The sequence below is a fragment of the Pseudogemmobacter hezensis genome, assembly GCF_013155295.1.
Lineage (GTDB): Bacteria > Pseudomonadota > Alphaproteobacteria > Rhodobacterales > Rhodobacteraceae > Pseudogemmobacter > Pseudogemmobacter hezensis.
Genome location: NZ_JABJXT010000005.1, coordinates 159,300 through 182,704 on the forward strand (window position 1 = coordinate 159,300; position 23,405 = coordinate 182,704).

Here is a 23,405-nt window from a genome sequence, read left to right on the forward strand (position 1 = left end):
AGTTCACCTGTTCATGGCCCATCCGACGAAGCTCGACGGGCCATCATAGGCCTCGTGCTGCGTCTCATCGATGACGAAGCCAAACGGCCCGGCCCGGTATTCGGCGGAGGGCACCAGGAAGCGCCGTTCTTCGACCCGCTCGCCGCGCTTCCCGCCTCGGGTGGCGATCACTTCGGTGAAGCCGGGATGATGGTCCGACCGAAGCGCAGAGATCACTATCCAGTTCCCGGCATGCTTCTGGTCGAATGCCTGCCGGTCGCGCTCGTGGGATTCCCCGGGCTGAAGAATACGACCATGGATTTTTTCCCAGGCCTCCGGCCAGTGGTTCCGGATGGTCTCATCGGCCAGGCGTCGCTCGCGGGTGGTGAAGAGTTCCGGCAGACCCTGCGCGACAGCCGCCCATTCCGCATCCTCCTCGTAGAAACCCTGCGCCTTCCGCAGGGCTGGATGGATGCTGAGGTTGCGGAACGGATCGAGATGGAAGCCTCCATGACCAGCAGTTGAATGAAACACCACACCCTCGGCATAGACCGTGCCACCCTGCGACGGGCCCCAGGGAGTGTTGGCATGCACGATCACTTCGCGTCGGCCCAATGCGGCAACTTCGCGCTGGTGCCCGGCGTTGTCGTTCACCTGCGCCCGGAACGCCGCTTCATCGACGACAAGACCGCAGTGCCCGTAGAAATCCTGCCTGGTCCATTGGCCCAACGGCTTCGTCAAACGCCAGCCGGTGGCGAGGAAATGGCGCCCTGCCCCGTTCGGGAGCATGGCGAAGGCCGTATCGCCGACGCGGGCGACGGCAAAGTCTTCCGCGCTGCAGCCAAATTCCACGACGGGTAGTTTTGTCGCGGAGGGATCTGCAATGATCGGAACGCTGGTGGTCATTGTGCCAGCGCCTCCACCGCATCGATATCCTCGCCATTCAGAACGGCGGCGAGCCATTCCCGGGTTGCCACCCAACCGATCGACTTCCGGCGCGAAAGATCGACAACATGGGCACCGCCTCCGAACGCGTCCACTCGCGGACTGCTGCAGGTGTCGGCGTAAGTAAATCCCCACAGGCCCGAAAGATCGAGTTCCTCTGCACAGCGCAGGACGAAGGTGATGACACTGTCGACATCACCGCCGTCCTCATCCGATATCCAGAGGACCGTGCTGTCCGGCCCGTCCTGAATCTGGATCTCGAAGGCGAGGCTCCCGCCCCAAAGGTCATTGGGATCATTGGACTCCTCGCACTCCGCGGCCATCCGGGTATAGATGGCGAAAGCCTGCTGTGCCTTTTCCGAGGATCCGACGTCGAGCAGGCAGGAGAAATGGGTATAGTAGTTGGCCATGGTGACCCTCCTTTCGGGATAAGAAAAGACCCGAGCCGCGAGGCCCGGGTCAGATGGGATTGGTGATTTGCTGAGGATCAGCCCGCTGGTGCGCTGTGGATCCGATCTGTGTCGAATTCGACGTCTTCGGCGACAACGCGGCGATCATCCGCTGTGATCTGATCGATGAAGGCGATGACGCCCTCCCGCCGTTCCTCAAACTCGACGAATTCGGGGGGAGCGGTGGATTCCATGGCAGTTGCGGCCATGGCCTTCGCCTGCGCGATCGCCTCTGCATCGCTCGCAGCTTCGACGGTGAAGCCTTCATAGGCGCGGAGCCAGAATCCGATCTTGACGGTGTATTTGGTCATGGAGCCCTCATTCCGCTGCAACCGCGGCAGGCAGCATCAATGCAGACGCCCCGCTGCGGACATGGGCATGTTCGATCAGCATCTGGCGATAAAAGCGTTTTCTCGCCGGACACAAACCTCGCTCCTTACGGATATTGGGATGGAAGGCGCGCACCGCTGCGCGCAATACGATGAAGTCGCTGGCCTGCGGGGGAACACCAAGCAGGAGATAAGCCGGGTCTGGTGGGGGGCGATGGTTCTCCGGCGGCGGTTCTACGTCGCGCTCGATCCGCTGGGTTCGGCCCATCCAGGCCTCCGGCCGGATCGCCTTTGCCCAGTCGGCGAAGCTCGGGATGAACCCGAGATCCTCCTTGACATGCTGCTCGCCTACCCATCTCGTCGGGATGATCCGGCCCGAGGACAGGGTCAGCGTCTTGCCAAAGACCGCCTCGCAAGCGTAGATTCCTTCGGCGTGATGCCTGAGAGCTCGATGCTGGAAGGTCGCGATGATCTCCTTGCTTCGATCAAACCAGTCGTGAACGGCGATGTAGTCGTCGACCGTGCCGCCCCATTTCTTCACCGAGCTGAGGGCGTGATGATACGGATGTGCCATGCCTGCCTCCTTCAGAACGCATGGGCGTAATATTCGGACGAAGTGAACCGCTCGTTGAAATCAAGCTGGATCGTCTCCGCCCGGGCGTCGAAGCAGAATTCGCCCCAGGCACCGTCGTTGTTCTCCCAGCCGCCATGCGTGCCGGCAAGGAAATCGTAGGCCATCCGCTCGATGGCTTGTTCGACGGTCATCGCCTGGGCAACAAAGCCGGGATCGCCCCAGGAAGCCGAGGAAATGGTGATCTCGACGCCGGGCAGTTCGACGGTCTGATTGTCTCGATAGGCGGTGATGCTCTCGATCTGGCCAGAATCGCTGCAGCCATCGAATTCGACCGTGACATGGGTGATGCCGGCGGCGGTCAGCGCCGCGAACAGCACCTCCTTGTTCCCGCCAACGAGCGAGGAAGCCCGCTCCTGAAACGCGGTCTGGCTGGCCATATAGGCCTCGAAATCAAACCCCGGCGCCGGGGTGGCAGGTATTGTGGTGTCGGACATGGGAAATCTCCGGGTAAAGTGAGCGCTGCGAACCGGGGCTCTCTCTCCGGCCCTCCGGTTCATCCCCCTTCGCCGACCTCTCCCTCTCGGGTGCGCCAAAGAAAAAGGGGCAGCCCCGCATGGGACCGCCCAACAAGCGCCGTCGAACTCACCACTCAAACACCGGCAGTCCGGAACAGACATCGGCATCCCGGTCGAACAGGACATAGTCGGCTCCCGCCGCCCTTGCATAGGCGAGGATGTGCTTCAGCACAGGGTCGACCACTTGCTCGAATTCGGGATGTTCGAAATCCGGGTCCAGGATCCAGATGAAGAAGCCGGTGCTGAAGCTCCAGACCGAGGGCATTCCCTCGGTTGCACGTCCGTCTGCCCGTCGCCTACACTCGGCATCGAGCCAGTTCGACAGCTCTTCGGTCAGATGCGCCGTGCTGAGATCGGCAAACTTGCGCAGACGGATCGGTACGTCCGCCGCCTCGTCCACCGATGAAACCAGGCACCCGGAATTGTCGCGAATTGTCCCGGGCATCAGACCAACTCCTTCAGGGAGCGCCGAACCTCTTCACGCCAGGCCGCATCGACCAGCCGGCCCTCCAGCACAGAGGCCTTGTGGCGCAGGCCTTTTGCCGTGCTGTGATTGTCCCATCCCGCCTCATAGCTCGCCTCGGCCCGGATCCGGCTGGCGGCTTCAACGACCTGACGCGCCTCAACATTGGTGGAGACCGGATCGCACCAGCGCATCTCGGAACCCCAGACCTCGCCCGCGAGAACCAGGTGCTTGTCGCGATCGAGGATGACGAACAGCCTCGGCGAGAAGCCCAGAGCTTCATCGTCATCGAGCTGGAAATCCCCGCTTGCGACGGCGAGGGTGACAAAGGTGATCGCTTCGGCGATGGAGGCACAGCGACCGAGCTTCACCGTCCGCTGCTGCCACCAGGTCCCGAGTGCAGGATCGTCCTCGGTATATTCGACCTCGCCGACGCAGGTGATGACCAACGGCTGCGCGAGGATGGTGGCGATTTCACCGCTGACACGGCGCGGCGGAAGAGCGGTTTTCGTGGGATCGAAGGCAAGGGTCATGACAGGAACTCCGGGCCGGGTCGGCGGGAGCCTCTCTCCCGCACCTCAATCCCGGCGCCAGCCTTCTCCCCGCCTCTTCCTCTGTTCGGGCAGACCACAGGGAGAACGAAAATACCCGCCTGCCGGAACGACAGGCGGGTATGGATCTGGCGGCAGAACCGCGCTCAGGCCGCGACGGCCATGGCCGCAGGCTCGGGCGGCGTCTCGTCACCGACCACCTCGATCCGGGCATTCGAATGCGGGTTTTTCGACAGCCAGAGTTCGGCCGCCTCGCGATGCTCTGCCAGGTGCAGAAGCTCGACCTTGTCGCGGAAGGTCTGGAATATCCGGACCATCCCCAGGCTTGGTGTCTCGATGATTTCGAACTGCAGATCGGAAGTGACCGAATAGGTGCGATGCACCACGATGAGGATCACCCCGGCGGAGGAGTAATCCCCCTCGTGCAGCGTAATTGAGGCCGGGAAGAGAGAACCACCGCCACCGGAAGAACGCTCGGGCGTCTTGGCGACAAGACGGCCGACACCGTTGTTGCGTTGCCACGAGGCAAGTTTCTTCGTGAACCTGGCCGGCGGTCGAGGCGCCCCGTCACCGTAGCGGACAAGCGAACCCAGGGGCGCCGTTGTGAAAATCTGCTGTGCAGACATGGGAAACTCCATGATGAAGCGCGACCCGGCGAGACCGGGCCGAAGGCTGATGGGAAGGGGAAAAGCAGGGGCGGCGTTCGACACCGCCCCCGAGGGGATCATTCCGCTGCGACCAGGTCTTCGGTCCGGATCTCTTCGACCGAACCCTGCGGCCCCACCGCATCGTCGGCGAGGAAGGCAGGCAGATCTTCGGCCTCCACGATTTCGAAATCAGGGACCGGATCGACCGCGTCCTCGGCGCTTTCCACCCGGAAGATCTCGGGCAGCCAGCCGGTCCCTTGGAGCAGGCGCGCGGCCTCGGTGGCCATATCGCCTTTCTTCAGGTGGTCGATCATCTGGGCGGCGCCATCACCCTTCGCTTCGCGGACCGCTTCGAGAATGCGCGGTTTGGTGACCCGGCTGAGGTAATTGTCGACCGTCGGTTCCCAGCCGGCTTCGAACATGTCGAGGCCGGTGGCGAGGGACAGCCGATCCGCCTCTGCCATCCGCTGCTTCAGCCCATGCTCGGACACGCCATAGCCGCTGTAGGGGTTGGGCTTCTCGTGCAGCGCGTTGACGCCGAAGGAGACGCAATGCGCGAGCAGCGCCAGGCGGCTGGCAGTGTCGAGGCCGGCGATCCAGGTCCAGAGCACATCGTCATCCTCCTGCGGAATATCCTGTTGCCACGCCTCGTGCCGTTCCGTGATCGAGAGCGCCGGCGGGAAGGATTTCAGGTCATCTGGAGCCGCGGGATGAACCGCCCGCACCGAAGCCTCGATCACTTTGGCCGGCGTCGTCCGGAACAGATCGCAGGTGAGCTTGTGCAGAAGCGCGGTCAGTGCCACCTCCGGATTGCGCGCCAGGGCATCCTGCAGCGCCACAGTCCGGTAGGCCGTCAGCTCCGAGAGCAGGCGATCGGGCAACGGCTTGATCACCTCGCCGTCGTCTTCCTCCGGCTCATCTGCGCCGCGGCCGACGGTGACCACGGAACCGGCCACCCGGTCATCGCGGTCCCCGGCATAGTCCAGATCATCGCGATAATCGGGATGATCGCCGGTCGGTTCGGCAGCATCGCCCTGCGCGCCCTCTTCAGCCTCCGGCACTTCATCCTCAGCACGGATATAGCCCCGCTGGATATCCAGAGTCCCGTCATTCGCGATGCTGATGAACACCCCGGCCCTGCGAATATCGGCGGGTTCGAAGGTTTCGGGACGGTTTTCGTAGCCGTCGAGCAGCGCCTCGATCTCACCCAGGCGAGCATCGACCTCGTCGGGGTATTCTCCGGCGTCGGCATATTCGGCCTCGAGATCGTCGAACTCGCCGCGCAGCGCCTCGCGGGTGGCCCGTTCTTCCTCGGTCAGTTCCGCCCGGGTGGCAACGGCCCGCCGGAAGCTGAAGGTGTGGCCATATTCAAAGCCGACATCCGCCTTGACCCATTTCCAGCCCTCGGCGGCAATGGCTTCGGCCTCGGTCTTCAGCTTCTCGCCGACCAACCGGTCGAGCAGGCCGACATCGTCGATCCAGCCCCCATTGTCGTCTTCGAACAGGTCCCGGGTGCGCGTGCCCCCGGCCTGCTCATAGGCCTCGATTCCGACAAAGCGCATCCGGCGATCGGTGCAGCGCACCGAGGTTTCGGTCAGCTTGCGGCGGATGCTGTGCGGCTCGCGCTGCCAGGAATCCTTCACCGCGTTCCAGACCTGGATCTGGCGCTCATGGTCCGAAGACACCGTGAAGGCCATGAGTTGCTCGAGCGCCATCTGGTCGGCCGCATAGGTATCGAGCAGTTCCGGCACAACGGTCACCAGCTTCAGGCGCTGTTTCACCACGGAAGCCGGGACGAAGAAGGCCGCAGCGATCTGTTCCTCGGTCTGGCCCTTTTCGCGCAGGGCCTGGAAGGCGCGAAACTGGTCGAGCGGATGCAGGGCCGCGCGCTGCGTGTTTTCAGCCAGCGAGTCGTCCTCGGGAAGGATATCGTTACCGCCCGCGCGCAGAATGCAGGGGATCGGCGTATTCTTCGCCAGCCGTTTCTGCTTCACCAGCAGGGTCAGCGCCTGGAAGCGGCGGCCGCCGGCGGGCACGTCGAACATGCCGGTCTCCGCACCTTCGGGATCGAGGACCGGGCGCACGTTGAGGCTCTGCAGCAGGCCACGGCGCGCGATGTCTTCAGCCAGTTCCTCAATGGAAATGTCCGCCTTGATCTTGCGGACGTTCGACTGGCTGAGCACCAGCTTGTCTAAGGGGATATCGCGCGAGCGCGAGAGGGTGATTTTCTGAACGGCCTTGGCCATCTGTCATCTCCACGACGGGCGCCGGGAGCCTCTCTCCCGACCCTGACCCGCCGCAGAAACCCCCTCCCCCCTCTTTCTCTCTCCCTTCCCGTCATCGCGCCGCCGCCAATCCTGCAGGTTGTTGGCCGCAAAGCGCTGCATCCTCGCCCCGCCCCAGACGACCTTGCTCCTGCCCTGCCGACCGCTTCGGAGATCGATGCCACTGCCCGAAGCACCTATGATCAGCAAGAAAAAACGACGATTGCACTATGGAGAGCGCATCAGAAACGACTCTGCGCGGCGGACCGAACGCCGTCGGTCGGCGGAACAGACTCGGCGGGTGATGTCGCTCAGGACCCATCAGAGACACTCGTGCAGACCGCAGCATTCAGTAGCCCTTGCGGGCGCAGGGGAAAGCCGGCCCTTACCTGCCGCTCGGCCTCGATTGATGCTGCATTGCCGCCTTCCTCGAAGCGGTCACTCGACTCATGCCGCAGCGGAATTTTATCCAGGACGGTGGCGATATTTCTTTCACTGTGCCACCTCGTAGGTCCAGACACGGAAGGATTTCAGGACATGGGGGCCGAATGAATTGATCAGGGGAACATCAGTTGCGTCTCGCCCCCGCGCCACCACGATCCGGCCGATCCGCGGTTTGTTGTTGCGCGGGTCGAAAGTGTGCCACGCCCCGTCAAGCCAGACCTCCATCCATGCGCTGAAATCCATCGGATCGACCACCGGCACACCAATATCGCCCAGATGTCCGTTGACGTAACGGGCGGGAATATTGAGGCACCTGCAAAGCGTCACCGCAAGATGCGCAAAATCGCGGCACACGCCGATGCGCTCCTGCCAGGCCTCGAATGCCGTCCGTGTAGCGCGGGCCTGCATATAGTCGAACTGGATATGTCCGTTCACATAGTCGCAGATCGCCTGAACCCGCCCCCAGCCGGGCGCGACTGCACCGAAGAGATCCCAGGCCGTCTGGCTGAGCCGGTCGGTTTCGCAATAGCGGCTGCCCATCAGGTAGACCAGGCAATGATCAGGAAGATCAACCACCGATACCTCCCGCGCTTCGGGCAGGACGCGGTCAGGCAGACCACTGTCGGCGATGGTGGCATCACCCCAGATCGTCAGATCCCCGGCGAGCGCGGTCAGCCTGCGACAACGGTTCCCATAGAGGTCAAGGTAGGTCGAATTCGTCAGCCCGGCAGGGGTCGTGAAGAAGGTTTCGGGTTTGCGCAGATCTGCCGCACGATCTTCGTGCACCTCGAGCAGGCAGACCAGCGGTGTGGGCTGTGGGCAGGTGAGGGCGATTTCGTAACCATAGCGTATCAGCATCGAGTCTCCGGTTTATGAGCGTGTAACGACATCCGGGCCCTGGGCAGAGGGCGCGGAGCGATCGGATATGCGGTTGCGGCAGAGCGTACCCCGCGCCCGGAAACACTATGTCGACTGCAGAGACGAATGTGCTGATTGCGCCTTCGGAAGAACGGGCGTGATCGCGGGCGAGTTCCGTAGAGGTTGGGCGTCGGCGGCGCGGCGGTCAAGAACATTCATAAAGTCAGCGATCGGCAGGGCTGCCGATTGAAGTTTGCATGTCGAGATCCGATGTTGACGAAACCGACAAACAACCTTGCGTGGAGAAAAGCTCCGTCTTGCTTCCCGGATTCGCCTGCCAGACATGGTGCCAATTCAGGCTGGCGAATCCGGGAATTGCGGCGAGGAGGGCGAAAGCGGCGGTTTGCCGAGTGCGCACCGCAGTTCGCAATGCATTGGTGGTTGAAAACCCCGCCTCTGCCCGCTAACCGAAGGGGGCCTGTACAGACCGCTGACGTAATGGCTTTTTGCCAGGGCCGGAGAACTCTCCCTCACGTTGTCGGAGAGAAGATGTATAGGCACAGATGACAGATCAAACAGGTCGGCCCAGTTCCGTGTCTCCCCGCAACGCGCGCGCATGGCTCAGCGCCCTCGCGCGCTACCGGGAACCGACGATGGCGCGCAGCCTCTTTGAGTTGGCGGTAACGCTGGTGCCGTTCGTTGCGCTTTGGGTGCTGGCTTGGGCGGCGCTTTCAGTGAGTGCCTGGCTGGCACTCGCTGTGGCGCTTCTGAACGGTGCGTTCCTCGTGAGGATCTTCGTGATTCAGCATGACTGCGGGCATGGCTCGTTTCTGTCGAACAGAAAAGCGCAGGACTGGCTTGGTCGCAGCCTTGGCGTTTTGACCTTGACACCCTACGCCGTTTGGAAGCGCACCCATTCGATCCATCACGCGCATCATGGTGACCTGGACCACCGCGGAATCGGTGATGTGCTGACACTGACCACAGAGGAGTACTGGGCACGCCCGGCTTTCGGCCGCCTCGTGTATCGTATGTATCGCCATCCGATCGTGCTGTTCCTCCTGGGGCCCAGCTACCTGTTCATCCTGCAAAACCGGCTGCCATTAGGCTTGATGAAAGCGGGCTGGCGATACTGGGCCTCGGCCATGGGCACCAATGCGATGATCGGAATCGCCCTGGCCCTGATGATATGGTTCGGCGGCCTGATGCCGGTTCTGCTGATTTTCCTGCCCACCTCTATCGTAGCGGCAACAGTCGGGGTCTGGCTATTCTACGTTCAGCACCAGTTCGAAGAAACCCACTGGTCCCGCGGAGAGCACTGGCAACTCCATCATGCCGCGCTCGAGGGCAGTTCACATTATGTGCTGCCGCAGCCACTGCGCTGGCTGTCCGGAAATATCGGCATCCATCATGTGCATCACCTGTATTCCCGGATTCCATTCTACCGGCTACCAGAGGTCCTCCGGGATCACCGCGAACTGGCAGAGGCTCAAAGGCTCACCATCAGCGAGAGCATTGCTGCAGTTCGGCTGCATCTCTGGGATGAGGCCGAGGGCAGGCTTGTGTCCTTTGCCAATGCTCGCGCGAAGTCCAGCCTGAAAACATGACCGGCCATGAGGCCAATATCCAGTCGCCGTCCGGGCCGATCTCGCGGCACCAACTCCGGATCGGTGCGTGCAGGCCGTTACTCAGGCGGCCTGACGGCAGGACAGGGCAATGAGATCTTCGGGAATGAAGCCCGCTGTGCGGGCCGCAGCGATGAACGCGCGCCGCGCAGTTCCGACCGAACCCATGCAGAGCATGGCCGCATCAACATGATGAAGCGCCCGTTCGCGGGCGATATCCGACACGGGCCACTTTCTGGACAGCCAGTATTGTGCCTGCTCTATAGTATTGAATTTCTGCATATCGCCATCTGGCGACATGACAAAGGACAGGGGTTCCCCCAGTGGATTTCTATCAAGTCAACTCTTTCAGGGAGATGGAGAACCGGTACATTCGTGATGTAGGGACGGTTCAGGAAGGCGGGCGGGCCGGACAGCGTCGATCCCGCCTGTGGCGTCAGAGCGCCTGAACTCAGGCGAGCGTAAGGTTCGTCGCCGATTCACGGCCATTGCGGTCACGCTCGATGTCGAACGAGACGGCCTGACCGTCATCAAGACCGCGCAGCCCGGCACGCTCCAGAGCGGTGACATGGACGAAGATGTCCTTGACCCCACCTTCGGGAGCGATGAAACCAAAACCTTTGGTGGAGTTGAACCATTTCACGGTGCCATTGGCCATCGTGATATTCCTTTTCAAGATGCTGCCCACACAACGTAGCAGCCCGGCAAAGCTGAAGATCGAATGCTGAGCCGAAAGGAACAGGTCCAAAAAACATATGCTGGTTACTTATAGGGCAAGGAGCATGAAATTGCGAGACCTATCTGATCAGCCCCGACAATCAACTCCAACCCGTTGTGCAGGTTAGTCATTTTTCGGATTTTTTCGACCACTCGTTTCATCCCTCAATTGTTCTTCCGAATCTGTGCCGAGGTCCGGATTTTCTCCAGAGATCGGGGGGGATGCCGTCCTTCTTCCCCAGACGGGTTTCCGGTATGATCGTGGGGTAGCTTTCTGGCTGAGAAATTCGACCAGGTTGAAAGGCGCCTTTGGTGTGGAGTATCCCATATATCTTCCCCTGATTTGCAAAGCAAAGCGGCGGAGCAGGCTCCGCCGCTTTACCTTCCCGGCTACTCTTTTATGACAGGTGCGGACGAGCCGTAACTTGGCATCGCCTTGTCTTGCCAATTCACACGGGAATCATGACTGCCGAAAATAGGCAGCGTTTTATTCCTGGATCAGTTTGTGTAGCCGGACATAAGGCCGTATCGCGACCTCAGCGGCGAGCCCGACCTTCATGTGATTTTCATCATGCGCTGCACCAGCATCAGCGTGTATCTTCCTGCCAACACCGCCAATAGAGTTCGCAGGCATTGGCTCGCAGCATTTTTCCGACTTGATCATAAAATTTCCTTTTATTTTTAGTAAACACCTTGCTTCTGATGAGGCCCGGGGCGAATTGCGAAAGCTTATTATCGACGAGACTTACTCTTCGGAGGAGGGTTCAAGGACAATTCCTCCTCCTTTGCCAAACGAGCCGCACGAAGGGACAGAGTCAATTCATAGCGTTTTCGGGCTTCCGCTTCGACAATATCTCGTGCAGCAACCGTGGTGTGATCCATGATGCTTTTTCTCGGTGACAAGCGAAGGACCTCTTGCTTCTTTTTCCTGTCAGCCAAATCAATCCCCGCTTCGTGGCATGCCTGCAGATCACGCAGCAACAACCACACCGGCAAAAGCCGATGTGGAAATAAGAGAATTTTACGGATATTTCTCACCAAGGAGAGAAATCACGCATTCGTCCAGCCTTTAGGCCAGGCAAATTCTGCTTTTAACTAAGTAAGCTATAACTCTCAAAAATCAAGGTGTAACAATCAGATTCCCCTCAAATATGATCTGAAGGCGATCCAACCACATGATATGATACAACCTTATGGGCGCCCTGCGAGACAGCTGCAACACAGCCAAATTTGAGGGATTGCTATTTGTGGCCTTTTCCATCATTCTCTTGCCAGAGGTTGATCTGGTGTCGAGAATGCTCCGCCAGGCACTTTTGTCTTTCTATCCAAAAATTGTTACCGCTCCTTCAGGGGGTGAATACAATGGCTGGTTCGAACCATTCTCAGCATCTTCGTATCCCACGAGGACCGTATATTCACGTCCGCACGTTGCGGTCGAACAGCTAAAGGACGATTTGATGGCCAAGGGAAACAAACGCGGAAATCGTGAGGCGAAGAAGCCCAAACAGGTCAAGCCCGCACCTGTGGCAACGCCTTTGTTCGAAAAAGGCACGCTTGCAGCCGCGGCAACACCGAAGAAGAAAAGGGGTTGAGCGGCGGCCTCGGAGTGGCTTTCAAACATATTCCTCGCCGAATGGCGAAGTCCTGGCAGATGGCGACCAGCATTATTGTGCCCGGCCAGCCCTGGACGGATACGGCACCTGTTCGCGCGGAACTCTTCAGCGCCGAGCGGCTTGAGCAGCACGCGATCTCTCTGGCCTCTGCGCAGCCGGTGGCTGTCAGGACGAAACGGGTCCCGACATTGCGCCGGCGGCTGGACGACAATGCAAGGGTGTTGCTTGCGGCCTGGCGCGCCAGCGCCAGCGAAGTGGCGGCCGGGCGCGAAGTGGTGCCCGCCGCGACCTGGCTTCTCGACAATTATCACCTCGTCGAGGCGCAGATACGCGAAGTGCGAACCGATCTGCCTGATGGATACTATCGTCTTTTGCCAAAACTCGCAGAGGGACCATTCGCAGGCTACCCACGTGTCTTTGGCCTGACATGGGCATTCGTGGCCCATAGCGACAGCCATTTCGATCAGGACACCCTGCGCCGTTACCTCACCGCCTATCAAACGGTGCAGCCGCTGACGATCGGGGAGCTCTGGGCCGTAGCCATCACCCTGCGCATCGTTCTGATCGAGAACCTGCGCCGCCTGGCGGATCAGATGACGATGGGTCGTGCCGACCGGCTGGACGCTGACAGCCTTGCCGATCGCATCTGCGCCCCGGGCGCGGCGCATTCGGCCCTGTTGCCAGAGGTGGAACGTCGGGCAAGGGAACCTCTGTCCGAGGTTTTTGCCGCCCAGCTTGCCCGTCGGCTGCGGGACCGCGATCCGCGCACCAATCCCGCGCCAGGCTGGCTTGAGGAGAGACTGGCGGCCCAGGATACGACCATCGACACTGTCGTCCGTCACGCACAGGAGCGACAAGGTGCCTCGAATGTCACTCTGCGCAATGTCATCACCGCGATGCGCAGAATTTCTGCGACCGACTGGTCCGATCTGTTTGAAAGCGTGAGCTTGGTTGAGGCAGACCTGCGCGCCTATCCGGGCTATGCTGCCATGGATTTTCCCAGCCGCAATCTGTACCGTAGCGGGGTAGAGGATCTCGCGCGCGGCGCGGCGCTAAGCGAGGGAGACGTCGTCGCTTTGGCATGCGGGCGGGCATCGGCAGCGCCTGCGGGGACGATGCAGGCGGATCCGGGCTGGTCGTTGATCGCGGCAGGGAGACCGGCCTTTGAACAAGAGATCGGCTTTCGTCCCCCTGTCCGCCTGCGTGTTCACAGATGGGGCATCGCGGCGGGCTTGGGTGGCTATCTTGGCGCAATTGCGGTTCTGACGCTGGCGTTGCTGTCGCTTTGCGGGATGTGGATCGCGGGCGGAGTTGTGGGCACGCTCTGGCTTCTGGCCATGATGTTGCCGGCCAGCGGTGTTGCGGTGATGCTGGTTGACCGCATCGTGGGCGCAGGTGTCGGGGCAACCTTGTTGCCGGGCCTCGACCTGCGGGCCGGTGTACCCTCTGAATTTCGCACTGTTGTCGCGGTGCCGGTGCTGGTCTCCGGTGAAGAGGATCTTCGCGCGCAGATCGAGGCGCTGGAGGTTCATCATCTTTCCGGTGCGGGCGGCGATCTCACCTTCATGCTTCTGACGGACAATGTCGACGCCACGCAGGAGGTCATGCCCGGTGATGCGGCACTGCTGGCCCGGGCCGCCGCAGGCATTGCAGAGCTGAACCGCCGCCATCCGCCTAGCCCGGCCGGCCCGCGTTTCCTGCATCTGCACCGCTCCCGGCAGTTCAATGCCTCCGAGGGCGTCTGGATGGGGTGGGAACGCAAACGCGGCAAGCTGCACGAACTGAACCGCCTGCTGCGTGGTGCAACGGATACCGGGTTCCGCGATGCTGATGGACGAGTGCCCGTCGTTCCTGCCCGCGTGCGCTATGTCATCACGCTGGATGCCGATACGCGGATGCCGCGCGACACTGCGGCGCGCCTGATCGGCAAGATTGCTCACCCGCTGAACCGCCCGGCATTCGAACCGGGCTCAGGCCGTGTGAGCAGCGGCTATGGTATTCTGCAACCGCGTATCACCCCATCCCTGGAGCCGGGCTCGCCTGCGACGCTCTACCAACAGGCGACCGCCGGGCCTGGCGGGATGGATCCCTATGCATCGGCGGCCTCGGATCTGTGGCAGGATCTGTTCGGCGAAGGGTCGTTCACCGGCAAGGGCATTTATGACATCGACGCCTTCGAGGCGGCGATGAAGGGGCGGGTTCCCGACAATACCCTGCTGAGCCATGACCTGCTTGAGGGCATTTTCGCCCGCGCGGGTCTGGCCTCGGATGTGGAACTGGTCGAGACCTTTCCCGGCTGCTTTGACGTTGCCGCCCGTCGTCAGCATCGCTGGACAAGGGGGGACTGGCAGCTCCTGCGCTGGCTCTTCGCGCCCGGAATGCCGGTGCTGGGCCGGGTCAAGATGGCCGATACGTTGCGCCGCTCGCTGATCGCACCCACGATGCTCGCCGCCCTGACGCTGGGCTGGTTGCTGCCGGGGGGTGCTGCGCTGAGCGCAACGCTGCTGCTCTTGGTCGCGCTGGCAGTGCCGGTGGTCTGGTCGGCGATCCTCGGGCTGATCCCGCGCCGGTCCGGGCTGGATCTTTCCAGCCAGCTGCGCCAGTCGGTGGGCGATCTGGTCCTCGCCGGTCTGCGGGTCGGGCTGGCGGTGACCTTCCTGGCCGATACGGCCTGGCGGATGATGGATGCGGTGTTTCGCACCCTCTGGCGGACCGGTTGCTCGCACCGTCATCTGCTGGAATGGACCACAGCGGCACAGGCCGCGCGCCGGACGCGCGCCGGGTTATGGGACATGTCACGCTTCATGGCGGGCGGGATGGTGCTGGGTGTTTTTCTGGTGGCGGGCGCCGTGACGCTGGCCCCCGCTTCAGCCGCGCTGGCGCTGCCTTTCGCCGCTCTGTGGCTCTGTGCGCCGTTCATCGCACTGCGGATCAGCCGTCCATCCACCCGCGCGCTTGAGGACTCCCTCTCTCCCGATGCCGCGCGTGAGCTGCGGCTGATCGCCCGTGCGACCTGGCGCTACTTTGAGACCTTCGTGACCGCGGGACACAGCCATCTGCCACCGGACAACCATCAGGAAACCCCGGTGCCGCTGACTGCCGCCCGCACCTCGCCCACCAATATGGGTCTCTATCTGCTGTCCTGCGTGGCCGCCCGGAACTTCGGCTGGATCGGAACTGTCGAGGCGACAGAGAGATTGGAGGCGACTCTTGCCACGATGCAGGCACTGCCGAAGCATCGGGGGCACTTCTACAACTGGTATGGGACGGCGGATGGTCGGGTGCTCAACCCGGCCTATGTCTCATCGGTCGACAGCGGAAATCTGGCGGGGCATCTGATCGCCCTGGCAAACGCTTGCGAAAGCTGGGCAAGGGACGAAGGCTGGCCGGACAGCAACACGCAACGCGCGGGCCTTGTCGATACACTTCAACTTGCGCGGCAGTCACGTAATGGTGGCAGAGTGTCGATGAGCGGCCTCCTGGACGGGTTGGAGGCCGCAATCCTCATGCCCGGGGAAAGCGTTGCCTGGCCCGCCATCCTTCGTCTCGCCATAAAGGCTAAAGGGGCATTGGCGAACGAACCGTTGGCCGATGATCTTGACGGCTGGTTGCAGGCCCTGAGCGATCAATGCGCGCGCAATGCCCACCCGTATGATCCCGCCGCGCTGCCGCCGCGCCTGCAGGCATTGGCAGCGCAGGCACGTGCCATGGCTCTGGCGATGGATTTCGCCTTCCTGTTCGATCCGGACCGCAAACTTCTGTCGATCGGCTGGTCGCGCGACGACAATGTCCTTGACGAGAGTTGCTATGATCTTCTGGCCTCCGAGGCGCGGCTGGCCAGTCTCTTCGCCATTGCCAAGGGTGATGTGCCGGTGCGCCACTGGTTCCGCCTGGGTCGCTCAGCGACGCCCGCGCGCGGCGGATCGGTTCTGGTATCATGGTCCGGCTCGATGTTCGAATATCTGATGCCGTCACTGGTGATGGAGGAGCCTGCTGGCAGCCTGCTTGATCAAACCAACCGGCAGGTGGTGGCGGGGCAGCGCGCCTATGCACACCGGCGTGGGGTCCCCTGGGGAATTTCGGAATCCGGCTTCAACGCTCGTGATCTGGACATGAACTACCAGTATTCCACCTTCGGTATCCCGGGAATGGGGCTTAAGCGCGGCCTTGCGACCGACCTCGTCGTGGCACCCTATGCGACCGGGCTTGCCGCGATGTTCGCCCCGGCCGAGGCGCGCCGAAACTACGCTGCGCTGGAGGTGGCCGGGGGCCGTGGTCGCTACGGATTTTATGAGGCGCTGGATTTCACGCCATCGCGACTACCCGAAGGCGAAACAGTTGCTGTGGTTCACAGCTATATGGCGCATCATCAGGGCATGACCATCGTCGCCATCGCGAATGTTCTGCAGTCTGGCCGTATGCGGGCGCATTTCCATGCCGAGCCGATGATCCGCGCGACCGAGCTTGTCTTGCAGGAACGCATCCCGCGCGACATTCCGGCCGTGAAGCCGCTTCCCGAAGCCGTTGCGGTGCCCGACAGCCCAAGCGCGCTGGATATGCAGCGCATGGCGCTGATCGAAGGCGCCCCACAAGGTCCGCCGGTCAGCCACATCCTGTCGAACGGCAATTATGCGGTCATGCTGACCGCAACAGGTGGCGGCTACAGCCGCTGGGGCGACATCGCCCTGACGCGCTGGCAGGCCGATCCCACCCGCGATACCGGCGCCACTCAGATCTGGCTGCGCGACTTGTCGGATGGCCGCCTTTCCCCGGTCGGCGCGCCTGCGGGCGCGGATAAGCGCGAGGTGCATTTCCTTGAAGACCGCGCCGCGATCACCCACCGCAAAGGCACACTGTCCACGGCGATGGATGTGCTGGTCTCTGGCGAGGATGACGCGGAGGTGCGCCTTGTTTCGATCAGTTCCACGTCTCGCCGTCCGCGCGAGGTGGAACTGACGTCCTATGCCGAACTGGCCCTGACCACACCGGCGGCGGATGCGGCGCATCCAGCCTTTGCCCGGATGTTCGTGCAGACCGAATACCTGCCAGAATTCGGTGCAGTCATCGCAACGCGCAGACCGCGTTCCCCCGATGAACCGGCGGTCTGGGCGGCGCATTTTCTGGTGGTGGAGGGTGAACTCTCCGCTGCGATGGAATTCGAGACCGACCGCGCGGCCTTTATCGGGCGCGACAACGACCTGTCCTCGGCGCAGGCGCTGGCGGCAGGGAACAGGCTGGAGGGCGGGGTCGGAACCGTGCTTGATCCGGTTTTCGCCCTGCGCCAGCGCGTCACGATACCAGCAGGCGGCACTGTGAAGCTGGCGTTCTGGATGGTCGTTGCGCAGACGCGTTCCGAACTGCTTGATCTGATCGATCGTCATCATGACCGCAACGCCTTTGATCGGGCAAAAACGCTCGCCTGGACTCAGGCACAGGTCCAGTTACGCCACCTCGCGATCAAGCCAGCACAGGCGGCCGGTTTCCAGCGCCTCATCGCGCCGATCCTTTATTCTGACAGGCGTTTCCGCGCCCGGCCCGACCAGATTGCTCAAGGGGCTGGCAAGCAGTCGGCACTTTGGCCCATGGGGATTTCGGGCGACCTGCCCATCGTGCTTTTGCGCATCGATGATATGGCAGACATGGCGCAGGTCCATGAGATGCTGCTGGCCCAGGAATACTGGCGCGGCAAACGGCTGGCGGTGGATCTTGTGATCCTGAACGAGCATCCGGCATTTTATGTCCAAGGCCTTCAATCTGGGATCGAGTCCGCGCTGCGCGGCAGCCACACCCCCGATTCAAACAACGGGCAAGGGAAAACCTATGCACTGCGCGCAGATATGATCCCGGCAGAGGCGCGGGCACTCCTGATGGCCGTAGCGCGCGTCGTGCTGGTCGCACGGCGCGGTACGCTGGCGGAGCAGATCGCTCTGCTCTTGCGCGATGAGGCGGCATCAGACACACGATCGACGCCAGAATCAGCACCCCTTACAAGGGCGATACCTGTAGACGCTTACCCGACGCAGGATCTGGAGTTCTTCAACGGCATTGGCGGCTTTGCCAAAGGTGGACGCGAATATGTGACCATCCTTGAAAAGGGCAAACCCACACCCGCTCCATGGATCAATGTCATCGCCAATGATGATTTCGGTTTCCATGTCTCGTCCACCGGCAGCAGCAGCACCTGGGCAGAGAACAGCCGGGAGAACCGGCTGACGCCCTGGTCGAACGATCCGGTGTCCGATCCGACCGGGGAGGCCTTCTATATCCGCGACGATGAGACGGGCGAAGTGTTCGCACCGACAGCCCGCCCCCTGCACCGCCCCGGGCCGCATATTGCGCGACATGGCTTCGGCTACAGCCGGTTCGCGCACAAGGCGGACGGGATTGAGTCTGAATTGTTGCAATTCGTGCCGCTGGTCGATCCGGTCAAGATCTCGCGGCTGAGCCTGCACAATCTCTCGGGTCGCCCCCGGCGCCTGACGGTGGTCAGCTATACCGAGCCGGTGATGGGTATATCACGCGCCGCCGCCTCGCCTTTCCTTATCACCGAATGCGATGCCGAAACCGGTGCCCTCTTCGCGCGCAACCCTTGGAACATGGCATTTCCTGACCGCGTCGCATTTGCCGATCTTGCCGGCACGCAGACCAGGTGCACCACCGACAGGACCAGGTTTGTGGGCTGGGGCGGTAATCTGGCCGCACCAGCAGCAGTGGCGCGGGGAGTAGCACTGTCGGGAACAACCTGCACCGGACATGACCCCTGCCTGGCCTTGTCGCGGAAGATCGATCTGGCACCCGGGGCAAGTATCACCATTGATCACTTCCTCGGCCAGACCGACTCGTCCGAAACCGCGCGAACCCTGATCGCCAGACTCCGCACTGCTGACCTCGACGCAGTGCTGGCCGAGGTCGAAGCCCATTGGGAGACGGTGCTCGGAACGGTTCAGGTGGAGACGCCGGACCGGTCGATGGATATCATGGTCAATGGCTGGCTGCAGTACCAGACACTGGCCTGCCGCGTTCAGGCGCGTGCCGGCTTCTATCAGGCAAGCGGGGCTTATGGATTCCGTGACCAGTTGCAGGACGGCATGGCGCTGACACTGCCGCAGCCCCACCGCATTCGCAGCCATTTGTTGCGCGCCGCCGGGCGGCAATTCCCCGAGGGCGACGTGCAGCACTGGTGGTTGCCGCATTCGGGCCAGGGCGTGCGCACCCGGATATCGGACGATTGCGTCTGGCTGGCCTATTCCGTCGCTGACTATGTTTCTGTGACCGGCGACATTGCGGTTCTCGAAGAGCGGGTGCCCTTCATCGAGGGGCCGTTGCTGGCACAGGGCCAGCATGATGCATTCTTTCTGCCCCAGCCATCGGGGGGCGATGCGACGCTCTGGCAGCATTGCATATATGGCCTCGACCGGGTCATCGCTCTGACCGGCACATTGGGGCTGCCGCTGATCGGAACCGGCGACTGGAACGACGGCATGAATCGGGTTGGTGAGGCGGGGCGCGGCGAAAGCGTCTGGCTGGGCTGGTTTCTGCTCGACACGCTGAACCGCTTCATCCCCCTGGCCGAAGTCCGCGATCCGGCGCATGCCCTGCGCTGGCAGGCCCATGCTGACGGCCTGCGCAAGGCACTGGAGGGCGAAGCCTGGGACGGCGAATGGTATCGTCGCGCCACCTTCGACGATGGAACCTGGCTAGGCTCGGCCGCTGGAACCGCGTGCCGGATCGACTCCATCGCGCAAAGCTGGGCAGTCTTGTCAGGTCAGGCTGATCCGGCCCGCGCCGCCACGGCCCTGGCCTCGGTCGAACGGCATCTGATCCGCCCCGATCCGGGTATTGCTCTGCTGTTCACCCCGCCTTTTGACAATGCGGCCGTCGGCTTCGGCCCCGATCCCGGATATATCGCCGGCTACCCCCCTGGTCTGCGTGAAAATGGTGGGCAATACAGCCATGCCGCGATGTGGGCGGTACTGGCACGGGCGAAGCTTGGCGACGGTGACGGCGCAGTGCGCCTGTTCGCGATGCTGAATCCGATCAATCATGCGCTGACAGCGGAAGACGCCGGACGATACAAGGTCGAACCTTATGTCGTGGCGGCGGATGTCTATTCGGTTGCGCCGCATGAGGGACGGGGCGGCTGGACATGGTATACCGGGTCTGCGGGATGGATGTATCGCGCTGCGGTCGAGGGCATTCTGGGTATCCGGCGCGAGGGTGACCACCTGCGGATCGCGCCGTGCTTGCCTGCACATTGGCCTGGCTTCTCCGCAAAGGTGCAGGTGGCTGGCACCGCCATCGATATCCGGGTGAAGCAGGGCGACATTGCGCCAGACGGTTTCATAAATGTGGAGGATAACGACACACGGGTGCTGTTGGACGGGGCAAAGCAGCTGGTTAGGTTGCACATTCCGCTTCACTCCGTGTGATGGTCGACAACTCGGTCCGGGCAGTCGCGCAGAGTCTCTTTACGATGATGCCTGCTGGAAGTTTCCTGCAGTCACGGTGACACTGACGGCCATCTCGACGAGGGCATCACTGTTGCCGATGAAACTGCCCGAAACCGGGACGATCTGCCGTACATCGCGAGCCACGGCAACCGGGATCAGATTCCTTGCGCCAACACTTCGATTGGTCGGATCAAAAGTGATCCAGCCCGCGCCGGGGACGTAGATTTCGGTCCAGGCATGGGTCGAACCCGGCCCGGTGGACCCGAGAAGATTATCGCGAGGATCAAACAGATATCCGGATACGATACGGGCGCCGAACTTGAGTATCCTCGCGGCTTCCGCCAGCATGACCGCAAAATCCCTGCATGAACCCCAGCCACGGTGGAGGGTTTCGAGCGGCGATTGCGTGCCTTCGGTCTCCCGGCTCTGATAGGAAATACGATCAGATATTCCGTCGCTTATATCCATGAGCAGGGATAGCGTGTCCGTGCGCCAGCCGTAGACAAATCCCTCTACCCAGCGAGAGAAGTGGCCTTCCGGGTCCGGGTATTGCGGCATGGCCAGAGCGCCGAGATCGGTCCAGTCGTCACCGGAGTAGAGGAAGGGCCAGCGCATCGCAGACGACGCAATGGAAAATCCGGGCGAAGGCGATGCCGTTAACTCGATGCGTGCGCGGCTCTCAATCTGCAAGCAGGTTGTCGGCTGCAGAAATATGGCCGTGGTAATCACATTGCCCGAAACATCATTCGCCCATGACAGTTCCGCCGCCGGAGACAGGGAGACGTCATGGGAGAGAAGGCGCAAGTCTCGCGACTCGCGCGGTCGAAGCATCATGCGGTGCGGTCCGAGGGATACCTCGCTTCGATATCGGTATTTGGTCGTGTGAACCGTTTCCAGAACAATCACATGTATCCTGCTTTTCTCTGTAACTATACTCGCAGATAATGAGTTTTCAGGGCTTCCGCGACGAGCCCTGAGGAACGGGAACGGCATTCTTCCACGAATGTGAGCCCTTGCAGCGTTTGCATATGCGCTCGCCGAACCCCTCGCTCCAGAACATCGTCTGGCAGCGCAGGCAGGTTCGTTCCTTCGGCGCATCCGCCCGGGCTGGTTGCGGAAAGGTATCTTCTGGCGGGGAATTATTCATGTTTTTTGGGCTCGCCCTCGATCAACCGCGCAAGATCTCCAAGGGCGCGTTGGATCAGTTTCTGCTTCCGGGCGTCCCGTGCTTCGGTGGTCTCTGCGTAGCGGCGGATCAGGTATTGGGCCTTCACGGCTGCCTCGAGCCAGGTCACCGATGGCTCGGCGAGAAGCTGCGCTTCAAGTTCATCCTGACGTTTGCGCAAGGCCTCTTGATCGGCTTCGAACTCCCTCAGGGCATGACGGCGGAAATCTGTGGCCATCTGTCCCTCGGTGCTGCGACGGTCATCAAGGTTCACCGGATCTTCGCTCACTCTGCGGCACCCCTCAGAGGGAGTGCTGCAAGGTCGCGTCCTATAGTGGCGTCGAGATCCTTCTCCGTAATCGGACGCATCTCGACCCGACCGGCCTGTCCGGTGATCATCATATAGGTCGAGGTCCTGCGGTAAGCCTCAAAGCTCAAACCTTGCAGAAGTTCCTCCTCGACAAGGACATCATAGCTCCCCGCGGGCAGCAGGTCGGCATAGCCGGGCAAGGTGAAGGGATGGGTGAAAGTTACCTTCTTCGTGGATGACCGAATGTTCATCTGTAGCTCCCGATCAGGTCTGAAAACCTCGTCCGTGCGTCACGCCTTCCCTTCGGGTACGGTGCCACACGGAACGTTCCGACTATACGGCCATCTGCCGACACAGAGGCTGATCGGTGTTAGCGTCTGATCTGAATCAGGCCAGTAACAAAGCGGCCGGCCATAGTCGGACTTCCCTGCACCGCAGAAGCGGATGGCTCCGTGTATATCGAGCCCATGCAAACCTGGATCAGTCCGGCCCCCCACTTCACCGATATACTGCAAGACGCTGACGGTGCATTCCATCGGCAGGTTTTAACAAGTTCCAGCGAGGCTCCGGAGCTGGCAACCGGTGGAATCCGGGGTGCGGGCTGCGGAGCCACGCTTGTCGGGCCGAGAATCAGTCTTTGCAGGCAGGTCATCAGCGCAGCAGCGGACCCTCATGGTCCATATAGGCGGTATCGAAGCCTGCGAGGCTCTGCAGCCGATCGAAGTCGCCGAAGGCAACCCTGCCCTTTTGGAACGTGACCAGCCCGTCCTCTCGCAGTTGCCGCAGCACCCGGTTGACGTGAATGGCGCTCAGGCCAAGCGCATCAGCCAGATGATACTGGGTCAGAGGACAGGAGTATCCAGTCCTGTCGCCAGCATTCACGAGGTTTAGCCGTGCCCCGAGTTCCATGAGAAGATGCGCCATCCGCTCCACCGCCGAGCGCCGGCCGAGATTGACCAGATGCTCGACCATCATCGCCTCGTCCCGGGATGAGGCCCAAAGGACAGCGGTGGCAAGTCGGGGCGCGTGGGCAAAGGCGCCAAGGATATCCGGCGCGAAGACCTCGGAGGCTTCGATACTCGTCAGAGCCTCGAGACTCAGGTCCGAGGTTCGGAACAGGATGCCGCGCAAGCCCAGAAAATCGCCGGGAATCTGGAAGTTGACGACCTGTCGCCCCCCATCGGGCAGCATCTTGTAGGAACAGGCCCAGCCCTCGGCCAGTATGTAGGCAGAGGCGTTCGACTGGCCCTCGTGCATCATCTCATGACCTGCGAGGAAGGTTCTGCGCCGCCGGTGAAAACCCGCAAGAGTCTCCAGATCGACATCGGACAAGGCGACGAAGGCCGATAGTTTCCGGGTCAACGGACTGCTTTCGATAGGGTTCAACGGCTTCTCCCGGTTAATGCGGAATTTACGACAGGGATGCGGGCAGACTGCTCTGGATCAG

At 61.8% G+C, this 23,405-nt stretch carries 18 protein-coding genes and 1 pseudogene; 3 read left to right on the forward strand and 16 right to left on the reverse strand.

Annotated features, from left to right (window positions below; genetic code table 11):
- Positions 1-3: 3 nt before the first annotated feature.
- The 10 genes and pseudogenes from HOY34_RS07615 to HOY34_RS07660 all read right to left on the reverse strand — a co-directional run bounded on the left by HOY34_RS07615 (position 4) and on the right by HOY34_RS07660 (position 8,078).
- On the reverse strand, positions 4-885 hold the full coding sequence (locus HOY34_RS07615) for a DUF7007 domain-containing protein (RefSeq protein WP_172361474.1): 882 nt from the start codon (positions 883-885) through the stop codon (positions 4-6).
- Positions 882-1,334: a hypothetical protein gene (locus HOY34_RS07620; protein ID WP_172361476.1), complete on the reverse strand. Its 453-nt coding sequence runs from the start codon at positions 1,332-1,334 to the stop codon at positions 882-884. The genes HOY34_RS07615 and HOY34_RS07620 overlap by 4 nt, the downstream gene beginning before the upstream one ends.
- 77 nt (positions 1,335-1,411) lie before the next feature.
- Positions 1,412-1,684 (reverse strand): hypothetical protein, encoded by a 273-nt coding sequence (locus HOY34_RS07625; RefSeq protein WP_172361478.1) that lies wholly within the window; start codon positions 1,682-1,684, stop codon positions 1,412-1,414.
- Positions 1,685-1,931: 247 nt separating this feature from the next.
- Positions 1,932-2,276, reverse strand: a pseudogene (locus tag HOY34_RS07630) (DUF6915 family protein); the annotation flags it as partial.
- Positions 2,277-2,287: 11 nt separating this feature from the next.
- Positions 2,288-2,770, reverse strand: a complete 483-nt coding sequence (locus HOY34_RS07635) for a DUF6878 family protein (RefSeq protein WP_172361480.1) — start codon at positions 2,768-2,770, stop codon at positions 2,288-2,290.
- Between the two features lie 148 nt (positions 2,771-2,918).
- Positions 2,919-3,296, reverse strand: coding sequence for a DUF5983 family protein (locus tag HOY34_RS07640; RefSeq protein WP_172361482.1), 378 nt, complete (start codon positions 3,294-3,296; stop codon positions 2,919-2,921).
- The gene (locus tag HOY34_RS07645; protein WP_172361484.1) at positions 3,296-3,847 is read right to left on the reverse strand and encodes a hypothetical protein; all 552 of its coding nucleotides are present in this window, start codon (positions 3,845-3,847) and stop codon (positions 3,296-3,298) included. Before HOY34_RS07645 ends, HOY34_RS07640 begins: the two co-directional genes overlap by 1 nt.
- Before the next feature lie 164 nt (positions 3,848-4,011).
- On the reverse strand, positions 4,012-4,491 hold the full coding sequence (locus HOY34_RS07650) for a UCP036055 family protein (protein WP_172361486.1): 480 nt from the start codon (positions 4,489-4,491) through the stop codon (positions 4,012-4,014).
- A gap of 98 nt (positions 4,492-4,589) precedes the next feature.
- Positions 4,590-6,758, reverse strand: coding sequence for a ParB/RepB/Spo0J family partition protein (locus tag HOY34_RS07655; protein ID WP_172361488.1), 2,169 nt, complete (start codon positions 6,756-6,758; stop codon positions 4,590-4,592).
- Positions 6,759-7,268: 510 nt separating this feature from the next.
- Positions 7,269-8,078 carry a transglutaminase-like domain-containing protein gene (locus HOY34_RS07660; RefSeq protein WP_172361490.1) on the reverse strand — a complete coding sequence of 270 codons (810 nt, stop codon included), beginning with the start codon at positions 8,076-8,078 and terminating at the stop codon, positions 7,269-7,271.
- A 563-nt stretch (positions 8,079-8,641) separates the two neighbouring features.
- Between HOY34_RS07660 and HOY34_RS07665 the strand changes: the two genes are divergently transcribed.
- Positions 8,642-9,685, forward strand: a complete 1,044-nt coding sequence (locus HOY34_RS07665; protein WP_172361492.1) for a fatty acid desaturase — start codon at positions 8,642-8,644, stop codon at positions 9,683-9,685.
- An 81-nt stretch (positions 9,686-9,766) separates the two neighbouring features.
- Here the strand turns inward: HOY34_RS07665 and HOY34_RS07670 are convergent, their stop codons facing one another.
- Both HOY34_RS07670 and HOY34_RS07675 read right to left on the reverse strand, forming a co-directional pair.
- Entirely contained in the window at positions 9,767-9,985 is a 219-nt protein-coding gene (locus tag HOY34_RS07670; protein WP_366926931.1) for a DUF982 domain-containing protein, read from the reverse strand.
- 169 nt (positions 9,986-10,154) lie between these two features.
- A complete protein-coding gene (locus tag HOY34_RS07675) occupies positions 10,155-10,361 on the reverse strand; it encodes a cold-shock protein (RefSeq protein WP_172361650.1) in 207 nt (68 codons plus the stop codon).
- Positions 10,362-11,613: 1,252 nt separating this feature from the next.
- Between HOY34_RS07675 and HOY34_RS07680 the strand changes: the two genes are divergently transcribed.
- Together HOY34_RS07680 and HOY34_RS07685 are read left to right on the forward strand one after the other, a co-directional pair.
- Complete coding sequence (locus HOY34_RS07680; protein ID WP_172361191.1) at positions 11,614-12,012, forward strand: hypothetical protein; 399 nt, start codon at positions 11,614-11,616, stop codon at positions 12,010-12,012.
- Positions 12,013-12,071: 59 nt separating this feature from the next.
- Positions 12,072-20,462, forward strand: a complete 8,391-nt coding sequence (locus tag HOY34_RS07685) for a GH36-type glycosyl hydrolase domain-containing protein (protein ID WP_216654677.1) — start codon at positions 12,072-12,074, stop codon at positions 20,460-20,462.
- 39 nt (positions 20,463-20,501) lie between these two features.
- Here HOY34_RS07685 and HOY34_RS07690 read toward each other — a convergent pair whose 3' ends face one another.
- The 4 genes from HOY34_RS07690 to HOY34_RS07705 all read right to left on the reverse strand — a co-directional run bounded on the left by HOY34_RS07690 (position 20,502) and on the right by HOY34_RS07705 (position 23,344).
- A complete protein-coding gene (locus HOY34_RS07690) occupies positions 20,502-21,389 on the reverse strand; it encodes a transglutaminase family protein (RefSeq protein WP_366926932.1) in 888 nt (295 codons plus the stop codon).
- A gap of 233 nt (positions 21,390-21,622) precedes the next feature.
- Positions 21,623-21,937, reverse strand: coding sequence for a hypothetical protein (locus HOY34_RS07695; RefSeq protein WP_172361500.1), 315 nt, complete (start codon positions 21,935-21,937; stop codon positions 21,623-21,625).
- Entirely contained in the window at positions 21,934-22,209 is a 276-nt protein-coding gene (locus tag HOY34_RS07700) for a hypothetical protein (RefSeq protein WP_172361502.1), read from the reverse strand. Before HOY34_RS07700 ends, HOY34_RS07695 begins: the two co-directional genes overlap by 4 nt.
- A 400-nt stretch (positions 22,210-22,609) precedes the next feature.
- A complete protein-coding gene (locus HOY34_RS07705) occupies positions 22,610-23,344 on the reverse strand; it encodes a Crp/Fnr family transcriptional regulator (protein ID WP_172361504.1) in 735 nt (244 codons plus the stop codon).
- Between the last annotated feature and the right edge of the window lie 61 nt (positions 23,345-23,405).